11 protein-coding genes, 1 other RNA gene and 1 pseudogene are annotated in these 12630 nt (G+C 71.3%); 10 read left to right on the forward strand and 3 right to left on the reverse strand.

The genetic code is table 11. The annotated features are described in order from the left end of the window. The 4 genes and pseudogenes from ACFPZI_RS32365 to ACFPZI_RS32380 form a co-directional block, all read left to right on the forward strand. Positions 1-494, forward strand: a pseudogene (locus ACFPZI_RS32365) (serine/threonine protein kinase); the annotation flags it as partial. A 175-nt stretch (positions 495-669) separates the two neighbouring features. Beyond that, entirely contained in the window at positions 670-1920 is a 1251-nt protein-coding gene (locus ACFPZI_RS32370) for a serine/threonine-protein kinase (protein WP_381370743.1), read from the forward strand. A gap of 120 nt (positions 1921-2040) precedes the next feature. After that, positions 2041-3147, forward strand: a complete 1107-nt coding sequence (gene prfB / locus ACFPZI_RS32375) for a peptide chain release factor 2 (RefSeq protein ID WP_381370744.1) — start codon at positions 2041-2043, stop codon at positions 3145-3147. 310 nt (positions 3148-3457) lie between these two features. Beyond that, entirely contained in the window at positions 3458-4081 is a 624-nt protein-coding gene (locus ACFPZI_RS32380; RefSeq protein ID WP_381370745.1) for an LPXTG cell wall anchor domain-containing protein, read from the forward strand. 177 nt (positions 4082-4258) lie between these two features. Here the strand turns inward: ACFPZI_RS32380 and ACFPZI_RS32385 are convergent, their stop codons facing one another. Further along, a complete protein-coding gene (locus tag ACFPZI_RS32385) occupies positions 4259-4450 on the reverse strand; it encodes a hypothetical protein (protein ID WP_381211905.1) in 192 nt (63 codons plus the stop codon). A 231-nt stretch (positions 4451-4681) separates the two neighbouring features. Here ACFPZI_RS32385 and ftsE point away from each other — a divergent pair, with 231 nt between their 5' ends. The 5 genes from ftsE to ssrA all read left to right on the forward strand — a co-directional run bounded on the left by ftsE (position 4682) and on the right by ssrA (position 8704). Then, positions 4682-5371 (forward strand): cell division ATP-binding protein FtsE, encoded by a 690-nt coding sequence (gene ftsE / locus ACFPZI_RS32390; RefSeq protein ID WP_381211902.1) that lies wholly within the window; start codon positions 4682-4684, stop codon positions 5369-5371. A gap of 29 nt (positions 5372-5400) precedes the next feature. Beyond that, a complete protein-coding gene (gene ftsX, locus ACFPZI_RS32395) occupies positions 5401-6318 on the forward strand; it encodes a permease-like cell division protein FtsX (protein WP_381370746.1) in 918 nt (305 codons plus the stop codon). 67 nt (positions 6319-6385) lie between these two features. Next, positions 6386-7549 carry a S41 family peptidase gene (locus ACFPZI_RS32400; protein ID WP_381370747.1) on the forward strand — a complete coding sequence of 388 codons (1164 nt, stop codon included), beginning with the start codon at positions 6386-6388 and terminating at the stop codon, positions 7547-7549. Between the two features lie 135 nt (positions 7550-7684). Beyond that, the gene (gene smpB, locus ACFPZI_RS32405) at positions 7685-8164 is read left to right on the forward strand and encodes an SsrA-binding protein SmpB (protein ID WP_381370748.1); all 480 of its coding nucleotides are present in this window, start codon (positions 7685-7687) and stop codon (positions 8162-8164) included. Between the two features lie 137 nt (positions 8165-8301). Next, positions 8302-8704, forward strand: a transfer-messenger RNA (tmRNA) gene (gene ssrA / locus ACFPZI_RS32410). Between the two features lie 114 nt (positions 8705-8818). Here ssrA and ACFPZI_RS32415 read toward each other — a convergent pair. Beyond that, positions 8819-9802, reverse strand: coding sequence for a LacI family DNA-binding transcriptional regulator (locus ACFPZI_RS32415; RefSeq protein WP_381370749.1), 984 nt, complete (start codon positions 9800-9802; stop codon positions 8819-8821). A 272-nt stretch (positions 9803-10074) separates the two neighbouring features. Then, on the reverse strand, positions 10075-11463 hold the full coding sequence (locus tag ACFPZI_RS32420; protein WP_381370750.1) for an MFS transporter: 1389 nt from the start codon (positions 11461-11463) through the stop codon (positions 10075-10077). Between the two features lie 83 nt (positions 11464-11546). Between ACFPZI_RS32420 and ACFPZI_RS32425 the strand changes: the two genes are divergently transcribed. Continuing rightward, a complete protein-coding gene (locus ACFPZI_RS32425; RefSeq protein WP_381370751.1) occupies positions 11547-12515 on the forward strand; it encodes a LysR family transcriptional regulator in 969 nt (322 codons plus the stop codon). Positions 12516-12630: the final 115 nt, after the last annotated feature.

Consider the following 12630-nt stretch of genomic DNA (forward strand, 5'->3'; position numbering starts at 1 on the left):
CGGGCGAGGACCCGCTGCGCCGCCGCCCCCAGCGGCAGGTCGCCCGGCAGCAGCCCTCGCAGCAGCCCCCGCAGCGCCGCCCGCAGCCCCAGCCCGGCCCCGACTACGGCCGGCCGCAGCCGTACCAGCAGGCGCAGGCGCAGCAGCCTCAGCAGTACGCCCCGCCCCCGCAGCAGCGGCCCCAACGGTCCCAACGGCCGCGGCAGCCGGAGCCGCAGCGGTACACCCCGCCGCCGGAGCCGCGACGCCCCGCGCGCGAGCCCCGGCAGCGCGGCGCCAACCCGATGCGCATCCCCGGCCTCGGCTGCCTGAAGGGCTGCTTGTTCACGATCGTCATCCTGTTCGTCGCGAGCTGGCTGATCTGGGAGCTGAGCCCGCTGCAGGGCTGGATCGGCAGCGGCAAGGGCTACTGGGAGCAGCTCACCGACTGGTTCAACAGCACGGTGGACTGGTTCCAGGACCTGGGCGGGTCCGGGTCCGACCTGCCGCAGTAGTGCGGCGGCCCCGGACCGTGGGGAGCTCCGAGGCCTCGGAGCTCCCCACGGTCCGGGGCGCGTCCGGCTGGTTTGCTGATTTGTCGACACCCGGCGGGTGATTTCCGGATCCCCGGTGAAGGTTGGCTTCCGGGGCGCGTAGCTTTGGCGGCAACACGCGTCGGTAGGAGCAGTCTTGGCACGGAAGATCGGCAGCCGGTACACCGCCCACCAGATACTCGGACGGGGCAGCGCCGGCACGGTGTGGCTCGGTGAGGGGCCGGACGGGCCCGTCGCCGTCAAGCTGCTGCGCGAGGACCTCTCCTCGGACCAGGAGCTCGTCGGACGCTTCGTGCAGGAGCGGACGGCGCTGCTCGGTCTGGAGCACCCGCACATCGTCTCGGTGCGCGACCTGGTGGTCGACGGCAACGATCTCGCGCTGGTCATGGACCTGGTCCGCGGTACGGATCTGCGCACCCGCCTCGACCGCGAGCGCAGGCTCGCCCCGGAGGCCGCCGTGGCGATCGTCGCCGACGTCGCGGACGGCCTGGCGGCGGCGCACGCCGCGGGGGTCATACACCGGGACGTCAAGCCGGAGAACGTCCTGCTGGACATGCAGGGCCCGCTCGGCCCCGGCGGCTCGCACCGCGCCCTGCTGACGGACTTCGGCGTGGCCAAGCTCATCGACACCCCGCGCCGCACCCGCGCCACGAAGATCATCGGGACACCCGACTACCTGGCGCCGGAGATCGTGGAGGGCCTGCCGCCGCGCGCGTCGGTCGACATCTACGCGCTCGCCACGGTCCTGTACGAGCTGCTCGCCGGCTTCACGCCGTTCGGCGGCGGACACCCGGGAGCGGTGCTGCGCCGCCATGTCACCGAGTCGGTCGTCCCGCTCCCCGGCATCCCCGACGAGCTGTGGCAGCTGCTGGTGCAGTGCCTGGCCAAGGCGCCGGCCTCGCGGTTGCGGGCCTCGGAGCTCGCGGCGCGGCTGCGGGAGCTGCTGCCCCTGCTGGCGGGGATGCCGCCGCTGGACGTGGACGAACCGGACACCGAGCCGGTGGAGCGGGCGGGCGAGGACACCCGGCCCTCCGGACCGGCGCCGGCCGCCGGGGGGCCCGCGCGGCGGCGTGGCGCGGTCCCGTTGGTACCGGGCGCGAGACCGGCCGACTCCAACCGGGACACCCACACCTCGATGCGCGTGCCGACCCCCGACGAGCTGGCCGGAGGCGCCCGTGGCACGGCCCGCGCGCCCCGTGCGAGCGGCGCCCGCCGCCCCGGTTCGGCCCGCAACCGCGCGCTCGCCCGCCGGCGCCGGCTGACCCTGGCCGCGCTGGCGGTGACGCTGCTGGCCGCCGTCGGCACGGGTGCCTGGCTGGCCGCCTCGGACGACGAGCCGGGGGCGGACCCGCGCGACTCGAACAACTCGGCCCCCGCCACCCCCTGACCCCAGCCACCCCCTGACCCCAGCCACGCCCCGCAGCTCTGACCTGCCCCGATGCCCGCGACAGGCCCTGCGAACGGGCGTCCGGCGTGGTATGCCCGGGCGAGCCGTTACGCTGGGGGTGTGGCAGTCGTCGATGTTTCCGAAGAGCTCAAGTCCCTCTCCTCGACCATGGAGTCGATCGAGGCCGTTCTGGACCTCGACAAGCTGAGGGCAGACGTCGCCGTGCTCGAGGAGCAGGCGGCCGCTCCGTCCCTGTGGGACGACCCGGATGCGGCGCAGAAGATCACCAGCAAGCTCTCCCACCTCCAGGCCGAGGTCAGGAAGGCGGAGACGCTGCGCGGGCGGATCGACGATCTCGCCGTGCTCTTCGAGATGGCCGAGGAGGAGGACGACCCGGACACCCGCGCCGAGGCCGAGTCCGAGCTGGTCAACGTCCGCAAGGCGCTCGACGAGATGGAGGTCCGTACCCTCCTGTCCGGCGAGTACGACGCGCGTGAGGCGCTCGTCAACATCCGCGCGGAGGCCGGTGGCGTCGACGCCGCCGACTTCGCGGAGAAGCTTCAGCGGATGTACCTGCGCTGGGCCGAGCAGCACGGCTACAAGACGGAGATCTACGAGACGTCGTACGCGGAGGAGGCCGGCATCAAGTCGACCACCTTCGCGGTGCAGGTGCCCTACGCCTACGGCACCCTCTCGGTCGAGCAGGGCACCCACCGGCTGGTGCGCATCTCGCCCTTCGACAACCAGGGCCGGCGCCAGACCTCGTTCGCGGGCGTCGAGGTGCTGCCCGTCGTCGAGCAGACCGACCACATCGAGATCGACGAGTCCGAGCTGCGGGTGGACGTGTACCGGTCGTCCGGGCCCGGCGGCCAGGGCGTGAACACCACCGACTCCGCGGTGCGGCTCACCCACATCCCCACCGGCATCGTGGTCTCCTGCCAGAACGAACGCTCGCAGATCCAGAACAAGGCCACCGCGATGAACGTCCTCCAGGCCAAGCTGCTGGAGCGGCGCCGCCAGGAGGAGCAGGCCAAGATGAACGCCCTCAAGGGCGACGGCGGCAACTCCTGGGGCAACCAGATGCGTTCGTACGTGCTGCACCCCTACCAGATGGTCAAGGACCTGCGCACGGAGCAGGAGGTCGGCAACCCCGAGGCCGTGTTCAACGGTGAGATCGACGGCTTCCTGGAGGCCGGAATTCGCTGGCGCAAGCAGCAGGAGAAGTAACCCCGCGCGCGAACAGCGCTTTGTCGACAAGGCAACTGCCGCCCCAGTGGCGGCAGTTGCCTTTTGCGTGCCGGGGATGTCGGGCTTTTGCGTCACCATCACAGCTTCAACTCCCGGCAAAGCGTGCTTACGTGGACATCGCGTACGCAACGGCCTTGACGTTCATTTGAAAAGTGGGAAAGGTGAGGCTCGGCATGCGTATCTCCGGGGCGCATGTGAACCGGGGGGCTTGCCATCGCAGTCGGCCCCCTGTTGATCACGGCCCCGGGCGCCGCCTCACTGACGATGAGCTACTGGGGGTAGCAACCACATGACCAAGAAGACGCGCATCCGTGTCGCACGGATCGCGGCCGGTGCCGTGATCGCGGCCGGCGCCTCGCTGACCGCCGCCGGCGCGGCCTCCGCCCTCGACATAGGCGTGAGCGCCGGTGTCGGGGACGAGGGCGCCAATGTCGGTGTCAATCTGGAACTCGACGACGAGGACCCGGCCGAAGAGCCCACCATCCCGACGGAGCCGGACCCCACCGAAGAGCCCACTATCCCGACGGAGCCGGACCCGACGGTGCCGGACCCGACGGTGCCGGACCCGACGGTGCCGGACCCCACCGAGCCGGACCCGACGGTGCCCGCCGACCCGGAGGAGCCCACCGAGACCCCGACCACCCCGGGTGGAGGCAACGGCGGCGGCGGCGGCAACGCTGCCGACCCGGCCGGCGGTGCCGGCGCCTCCGCCCAGGAGGAGGGCTCCTCGGCCCTCACCGACACGGGCGACGCGCCCGCCCCGTCGGCCCAGGGCAACGGCAAGGAGCTCGCCGAGACCGGTGCCGCCGAGATGACCTTCCTGGTGATCGGCGCCGCCACGATGATCGCCGGTGGCATCGGCTTCCGCGTGCTGCCGCGCCTCATGGGCAACCGTGGAGCAGCTGCCGCCTGACGGTGACGACGCGCGTACGTACCGTACGCGCGGCAGGAGGCAGGCCGAGGGGCCCGGAGCGGCGAATATGCTTCGGGCCCCTCGGGCGTCCCTGTCCCTGTCCGTTCCGTGCGGGAACCGTGCCGTACGGACCCTGTGGCCCGGGTGCCCCGTGGGTCCGGCTGCTGCTCCGCGCCGTCAGACGGTCTGGTGGGCGAGCAGTGCCACCGCCGCGACCAGCACCACCAGCAGCGCGATCAGCGCCGTCGGGTTCAGCCCCGCGAAGAAGTTCACCTGCTGCAGCCGCTCACGGTTCGCGCGGCACACCGGGCACCGACCCTCGCTCACGGGTGCGGCGCAGTTGGCGCACACCAGCCGGTCATACGTCATGCGCTCGCCCTCCTCGCACCGGTTTCGGTCAGTACAACGCCCACGACGACGCGAACGTTCCCCCTACCACTGTGCCAGGTTCCGCGACCATCGGCGCGGCCCCCCGTATCCTGCCCCGCACATCCGGCATATAGCGCGCAAGTGTCACGCAACCCGGGCCGGTGACTGCGAGCGGCCTTCCGCTTCGCGTAAGGTCACGCACATCTACCCCCGGCGACCCGTGGTGCACCCGTGATCCGATTCGACAACGTCTCCAAGGCCTACCCCAAACAGAACCGTCCAGCCCTCCGGGATGTCTCCCTGGAGGTCGAGAAGGGCGAGTTCGTGTTCCTCGTGGGGTCCTCGGGCTCCGGCAAGTCCACCTTCCTGCGGCTGATCCTCCGCGAGGAGCGGGCCAGCCACGGGCAGGTGCACGTCCTGGGCAAGGACCTCGCGCGCGTCTCCAACTGGAAGGTGCCGCAGGTCCGGCGCCAGCTGGGGACGGTGTTCCAGGACTTCCGCCTGCTGCCCAACAAGACCGTCGCCGAGAACGTCGCCTTCGCGCAGGAGGTCATCGGCAGGTCCCGCGGCGAGATCCGCAAGTCCGTGCCGCAGGTGCTCGACCTCGTCGGGCTCGCCGGCAAGGAGGACCGGAGGCCCGGCGAGCTCTCCGGCGGTGAGCAGCAGCGCGTCGCCATCGCGCGGGCCTTCGTCAACCGGCCCAAGCTGCTCATCTGCGACGAACCCACCGGCAACCTCGACCCGCAGACCTCGGTGGGCATCATGAAGCTGCTCGACCGGATCAACCGGACGGGCACCACCGTGGTGATGGCGACGCACGACCAGAACATCGTGGACCAGATGCGCAAGCGCGTCATCGAGCTGGAGAAGGGCCGCCTCGTCCGCGACCAGGCACGCGGCGTCTACGGCTACCAGCACTGACGAGGAACGGAAAGGCTTAACCCCACGCCATGCGCGCCCAGTTCGTTCTGTCGGAGATCGGTGTCGGTCTCCGCCGCAATCTGACGATGACCTTCGCCGTCGTCGTCTCCGTCGCCCTGTCGCTCGCCCTGTTCGGTGCCTCGCTCCTGCTGAGCGACCAGGTCACCAGCATGAAGGGCTACTGGTACGACAAGGTCAACGTCTCCGTCTTCCTGTGCAACAAGAGCGACGCCGCGTCCGACCCCAACTGTGCCAAGGGGGCGGTGACCGAGGACCAGAAGGGGCAGATCAAGGACGACCTGGAGAAGATGTCGGTCGTCGACTCGGTCACCTACGAGTCCCAGGACACGGCGTACAAGCACTACAAGGAGCAGTTCGGCGACTCCCCGCTGGCCAGCTCCCTCACGCCGGACCAGCTGCAGGAGTCGTACCGGATCAAGCTCAAGGACCCGGAGAAGTACCAGGTCGTCGCGACCGCCTTCGACGGGCGTGACGGGGTGCAGTCCGTGCAGGACCAGAAGGGCATCCTGGACAACCTCTTCGGGCTGCTGAACGGCATGAACTGGGCCGCCCGCGCGGTGATGGCGCTCATGCTGGTCGTCGCCCTCATGCTGATCGTCAACACGGTGCGCGTATCGGCGTTCAGCCGGCGGCGCGAGACCGGGATCATGCGGCTGGTCGGTGCCTCGGGCTTCTACATCCAGGCGCCGTTCATCGCCGAGGCCGCGGTCGCCGGACTCATCGGCGGCACCCTCGCCTGCGGATTCCTGCTGGTCGGCCGGTACTTCATCATCGACGACGGACTGGCGCTGTCGGAGAAGCTGAACCTGATCAACTTCATCGGCTGGGACGCGGTGCTGACGAAGCTTCCGCTGATTCTCGCCACCAGTCTGCTGATGCCGGCCCTGGCCGCTTTCTTCGCGCTGCGCAAGTACCTGAAGGTGTGACTCTTGCCAAGAGGGGCGTACGGTCAACCGGCCGTGCGCCCCTTCGCGTTGTCCTAGACTCACCGGCATGTCAGGTCGTGCCCTGTTCCGCGAACCCCGTCGGATCCGCCGAGGGGGCGCCCTGACCTTGGTGTTCACCGGCGTGCTCGTAGCCGGCGCGGTCACCGGCAACCTGCCCGGGCCGGCCGACCGGAAGCCCACCGCGGGCAGTACCCAGGCGGCCGCCCCCGTCGGCCGCCATGCCGAGGTCGCCGAGGCGGCGAAGGCGGCCATGGCCGCCGGCACGTCCCCCGTGGAGGCCGCGCAGCGCGCCGTCAGCCGCAGCGGGGACCGGTGGGGCGCCGTCTACTCCCCAGGCGAGTACGAGGAGTTCGTGGACGCCCTCGACGGCCGGTACACCGGTGTGGGCCTGTGGGCCCGGGAACGGTCCGGCCGCATCGAGGTGACCAAGGTGGGCAGCGACACCCCTGCCGCCGACGCCGGTATCCGCGCGGGCGACCGGCTGCGCAGCGTCGACGGCGCGACGGTCGACGGGCGGCCCGTCACCGAGGTCGTCTCCTTACTGCGCGGTGACGACACCGACGAATCCGCCGGCACCACCGTCCGCCTCGGCCTGCAGCGCGGCACGCGCACCTGGAGCGAGACCCTGCGCCGGGTCCGGCTCTCCCGCGACACCGTCACCGCCGACGAACTCCCCGGCAAGATCACCGTCGTCAAGGTCGCCGCCTTCACCAAGGGCTCCGGCGACGAGGTCCGGGCCGCCGTGCGCCAGGCCCCGGCCGGCACGGGCATCGTCCTCGACCTGCGTGGCAACTCCGGCGGCCTGGTCGCCGAGGCGGTCACCGCGGCCTCCGCCTTCCTCGACGGCGGCCTGGTCGCCACGTACGACGTCGAGGGCGAGCAGCGCGCCCTGCACGCCGAGCCCGGCGGCGACACCGTCAGACCCCTGGTCGCGCTCGTCGACGGCGGGACGATGAGCGCGGCCGAACTGCTCACCGGCGCCCTCCAGGACCGCGGACGGGCGGTCGTCGTGGGCTCCCGCACCTTCGGCAAGGGCTCGGTGCAGATGCCCAGCCGGCTGCCCGGCGGCTCGGTCGCCGAACTGACCGTGGGCCACTACCGCACCCCGTCCGGCCGGGGCGTCGACGGCCGGGGCATCACCCCCGACCTGGAGGCCGAGGAACAGGCACTTCAGCAGGCGGGCACGGTCCTGACCGGACTCGGCCGGTAGCACGGCCCGGACCGCGCGCCCGGCGCAGAGCCGCCCGCCGCGGTCCCCGCCGGCCCGCTGCACCCCCCCCCGCCGCCCCGCTCCCGAAATCGGCTTTTCGCCGACCCCCTCCGTAGTGCCAAAATGGGCTGCACTATGGCTAAGGAAAAAGGGCGCAAGCTGATCGCGCAGAACAAGAAGGCGCGGCACGACTACCTCATCATCGACACCTACGAGGCCGGCCTGGTTCTCACCGGGACCGAGGTGAAGTCGTTGCGCCAGGGCAGGGCGTCGCTGGCGGACGGCTTCGTCCAGCTGGACGGCAACGAGGCGTGGCTGCACAACGTGCACGTCCCCGAGTACAGCCAGGGCACCTGGACCAACCACAGCGCGCGGCGCAAGCGCAAGCTGCTGCTGCACCGCGCGGAGATCGACAAGCTGGAGTCCAAGTCCCAGGAGTCGGGGCACACCATCGTGCCGCTCGCCCTGTACTTCAAGGACGGCCGCGCGAAGGTGGAGATCGCGCTGGCGAAGGGAAAGAAGGAGTACGACAAGCGCCAGACGCTCCGCGAGAAGCAGGACCGGCGGGAGACCGACCGGGCGGTCTCGGCGGTCCGCCGCAAGCAGCAGGCGTAGGGCCTGTCCGAGCGGCTCCCGGCCCGTCCCGGAGCCCTCGGAGCCGTCGCGCGGGAATACGCTGGCACCGACCCGCGTCGGTCACGTACGATGGCGACAGCACCTCACAGCGGGTGCGCACCTTGAGAAAAAAACATGGGGATGATCGGTTTCGACAGCGGCTGTCGAAGCAGGGGAAGCGTGTCGAGGAAGCGGCCATGATCTCGTAAACCACAGGCCGAAAAAATAATCGCCAATTCCAAGCGATCCATCTCCCAGGGCGAGCTCGCCCTCGCTGCCTGATCTTCAGGTAGCGAGCAGCGGCTCTCCTACTAGAGGGAGTGTCAGCCCGGGGGTGTTCCCGACCCGGATCCTGGCATCATTTAGGGGACTAAACCTTGATCCCGGTCACGGGGTGAAGAGGGAAATCTAACAGTGACTGAGCCCGTCGGAGACTTGTCCGCGTGATCTCCGGGGCTGAGAAAAGCACAGCGGACTGCACACGGAGAAGCCCTGATTCCGCACCGTTGGACGCGGGTTCGATTCCCGCCATCTCCACTTACCCCCATGTGGGCACAGGCCCCGTCGCATCAGCGGCGGGGCCTGTGTCATGCGGCCACCCAGGCGAAGGCGGCGACTTGGGGGCTCGGCTGAGCGGCCCGCGGGCCGGGCGGGTCAGGCCGGGCGCGGGCCCGTGCTGGCGCGCTCGGTCAGGCGGGGCGGCAGCAGTGTGGCCTGCGGTACGGGGGCGCCGGACAGCTTCCGTATCAAAAGGTGCACCGCGCGGGTGCCCAGTTCGGCGGACGGCACGGTGACCGAGGTGAGCGGGATACGGGCCGAGGCGGCGACCGGCGTCGGACAGACGGCGGTGAAGGAGAGGTCCTCGGGGATGCGCATTCCGAGCTCCTCGAAGGCGTCGATCAGCGGGTCGAGCAGGGGCTCGTTGTGCACCACCACCCCGGTCAGCGCGGGCTGCTCGCGCAGCAGCCGCTCGGCCATCGCGCGGGCCGCGTCACGGTCCGTCCCGCACGGGTACACGGCGGAGGCTGTGAACCCCTGCACGAGCCGGCGCGCGAACGCCGTCCGCCGGACGTACACCTCCGGCGGCGAGCCGACCAACGCCACCGTCCGGTGCCCGAGCCGCGCCAGATGGTCCACGCACAGTTCGCCCGCCGCGCCGAAGTCCAGGTCCACACAGGTCAGCCCGTCCGGCTCGGCCGGGACGCCGATCAGCACGGACGGCAGGGGCAGCGAGCGCAGTAACGGCAGCCGGGGGTCCTGGAGTTGTACGTCCATCACCACCAGCGCGTCCGCCAGCCCCGTCTCCGCGACCCGTCCGATGCCCTTCTCACCCTCCCCCTGGGTGAGCAGCAGCACATCGTGGCCGTGGGCGCGGGCGGCGGTGACCACCGACACCGCGAACTGCGTCACCACCGGCACATGGACGCCGGAGCGCATCGGCACCGCCAGTGCCAGCACCCCCGATCTGCCCCCGGCCGCGCCACGGGCACGGGCGTGCGTGCGGTAGCCCAGCTCACGGACGGCGGCCTGGACCCGGCGCCGGGTCTCGTCGGAGATCGGCCGCTTGCCGCTGAGCGCGTACGACACCGTGCTGGGGGAGACCCCGGCGCGCCGGGCCACATCCGTGATCTTCACCATCGGGGGTCCTTATCGGGGGTCCTGCACTGACAACCGGGAGTATCGTCGAAGCGCTTCGACGGGTGAAGGTATGTGCGAGCCGTGGGGCCGTCAATGGGACGCGCGGGAATCGCTGGAGCGGTTCGACACGCCGAACCGCGGACAGGGGCAAAACGGGGTCGAAGCGTTCGGGATGTCCGCAGTGACCAGGAATGGGTCCAGTACTCACTCCTGCTCGCTGACCAGGAACGGGTTGAACAGCAGGTGATCCGGGGGAGGGGGAGCCGCCGGTCTCAGCCGCCCGGGCGGGCCGGGCTCGGTGCCCGCAGCGGGCGAGGGCTCCACGGGCCGAGCAGGACGAGGGTGGTCAGCAGAGCCGTCGCGGCCGCCGTCACCGGAACCCCGTACCCGGCCGCGGCCGAGACGTGCTCGACCGTCCAGCCGCCCGCCGCGCTGCCGCAGGCGATCCCGCCGAGCAGGCCGGTCACCGCGAGGGTCATGCCCTCGTTCAGTCGGCCCTCGGGAGTGCACTGCTGGACCAGTGTGATCGCCGTGACCATCGTCGGCGCCGTGGCCATCCCGGCCAGCAGGAGCGCGCCCGCCAGTAGCAGGAGCGAGCCGTTGAGGGACGCCGCGAGCAGCGGCAGCACCATCAGCGCGGTCATGGCGGCCAGGCACCACGGCAGCCGGGATCCTGCGGACCCCGCCGGGCGCATCGCCCCGTACGCGAGCCCTGCCGCGAAGGAGCCGGCCGCCTGGAGGGCGAGCACCGCGCCGGCCGCCGGGCGGTGCCCCTGGGCGTCCGCGAACGCGATCGTGACGACCTCCATCGCGCCGAACACCGCGCCGGTCGCCAGGCAGACGACGAGCAGCGGGCGCATCCCGGGCGCCAGGAAGGGAGCCCGGTCGCCCGGCGCGTGGCGTCCGGCCGGCGGCTCGGTGGAGCGCTGGGCGGTGAACAGTGTCACGCCCGTCAGCAGCAGTACCGCCCCCACCAGCGTGCCCGCCTCCGGGAAGAACGCTGTGCACAGGAAGGCCGCGAGCACCGGGCCGAGCATGTAGCAGAGCTCGTCCGCGGCCTGCTCGAAGGAGTTCGCGGTGTGCAGGGCCTCGGCGGCGGCCTTCGGGTCGTCCCCCGATTCCCCGGTGCGGGAGCTCAGCAGGTACGCCCAGCGGGCTCGGGACATCCCGCCGGTGTTCGGTGTCGTGGCGGTGGCGGCGCAGGCGGCGAACAGGGTCCAGTCCGGGGCACCGTGGCGCACGCAGAGCAGTAGTGCGAGCAGGCCGAGCACGGCGAACACCGTGGCAGGCAGGGCGATGCGGGCCTGCCCGTGCCGGTCGACCAGCCGCGCGATCCACGGGGCGACCACCGCGGTCACCGCGAGTCCGGTCGCCACGACCGCGCCGGCGAGGGCGTACGAACCCCGCGTCACGGCGATCATCATGACCGCGCTCACGCTGAACATGCCCATCGGCAGCCGGGCGAGAAGATTCCAGGCCGTGAACGCGCGGGCACCGGGCAGTGCGAAGAGGCGGCGGTACGGGCCCTTCGCCCGGCCGCGGTCGCCGTTCGTCCGCCCGCGCGGGGAGAAGTCGACGACGACCAGGGTGTCGGCGGTGACGGTGAACAGAGGGGTGTTCCGGGAGGCCGGAGGGCGCCTGTGGAAGGTCGGTTGCGGCATGCACTCACCGTCGCCCGTGCCCGCGGCACCGGTCCAACACCTTCCCGGTACCGATTCACGCACCCGCGTTGTAGGTTCACGGGGTGCCCGCCCCCGCCCACCTCGACCCCCGCCTCCTGCGCGCCTTCGTCACCGTCGCCGAGGAGCTGCACTTCACCCGCGCCGCGCTGCGCCTCTACATCGCCCAGCAGGCACTCAGCCGCGACGTACGGCGACTGGAACGGGAGCTGGGCAGCGAGCTGTTCGTCCGGACCACCCGCCAGGTGACGCTCACCCCCGACGGCGAACGCCTGCTGCCGTACGCCCGCCGGGCCCTGGCGGCGCAGGACGACCTGCTCGCCGCCGCCGGACAGACCCGGCCGCTGCTGGTGGACCTCAACTCCCCGGGGCTGGCCACCGGGCGCCGGGTCCTGCACCGGGCCCGCGAACTCACCCCCGGCCACGAGCTGATGGCCCGCTACGAGAGCGGACTGACCTGGGCCGCGGGCGAGTTGGTCGCGGGGCGGCTCGACGCGTCGTTCGGGCGGTTCGCCGGGCTCCCCGCGGCGCTGAAGGCCGGGCTCGACCAGCAGCCCGTACGGTACGAGCCGATGGCGGTGATCCTTCCCGAGGGGCACCGGCTGGCCGCCCTGGCGGAGGTACCGCTCGACGCGCTGGCCGGCGAGGAGATCTACGCCGGGGCGGGCAATCCGCGCACACCGGAGTGGACCGACCTCGCGGGACTGTTGTTCGAGGGGCGGGGCATCGACGTCGCGTCGCCCGCGCCCCTGGCCGTCGGGGACGAGGAGTTCCAGCGGATCATGGCCCGCACGGGGAATCCGGTCCTCACCGTGGTGGACTTCCCGCCGCTGCCCTCGATGGTGCTGCGCCCGCTGGTCGACCCCGTTCCGCTGTCCCCTGTGTCACTGGTGTGGCGAAAAGGCCTGATTCACCCCGCTCTGGAAGGACTTCGCAGAGCTGCGGCCGATATCGCCGCCGAGGAAGGCTGGTTGCTGCGGCCCACGAACGGATGGGTTTCGGACAGTGATCTTGATGTCATGAGTTCTCCCTGATGTCTCGCAATTGATACGAATCCCCTCCCGGCGAACACAGAACCTCCGCGTGCGCTACATTCGATGCTCGAGCGCGGTGTGATAGATGGGGCGCTCGGAGAGGGTGGGGGCCCAC

The sequence above is a fragment of the Streptomyces chlorus genome, from assembly GCF_042655885.1.
In the GTDB taxonomy this organism is placed as follows: Bacteria; Actinomycetota; Actinomycetes; order Streptomycetales; family Streptomycetaceae; genus Streptomyces; species Streptomyces chlorus.

Coding starts and splice junctions, on each gene's coding strand:
- ACFPZI_RS32380 (WP_381370745.1), top strand. CDS start 3,458: ATGACCAAGAAGACGCGCATCCGTGTCGCACGGATCGCGGCCGGTGCC.
- ACFPZI_RS32385 (WP_381211905.1), bottom strand. CDS start 4,450: ATGACGTATGACCGGCTGGTGTGCGCCAACTGCGCCGCACCCGTGAGC.
- ftsX (WP_381370746.1), top strand. CDS start 5,401: ATGCGCGCCCAGTTCGTTCTGTCGGAGATCGGTGTCGGTCTCCGCCGC.
- ACFPZI_RS32400 (WP_381370747.1), top strand. CDS start 6,386: ATGTCAGGTCGTGCCCTGTTCCGCGAACCCCGTCGGATCCGCCGAGGG.
- smpB (WP_381370748.1), top strand. CDS start 7,685: ATGGCTAAGGAAAAAGGGCGCAAGCTGATCGCGCAGAACAAGAAGGCG.
- ACFPZI_RS32415 (WP_381370749.1), bottom strand. CDS start 9,802: ATGGTGAAGATCACGGATGTGGCCCGGCGCGCCGGGGTCTCCCCCAGC.
- ACFPZI_RS32420 (WP_381370750.1), bottom strand. CDS start 11,463: ATGCCGCAACCGACCTTCCACAGGCGCCCTCCGGCCTCCCGGAACACC.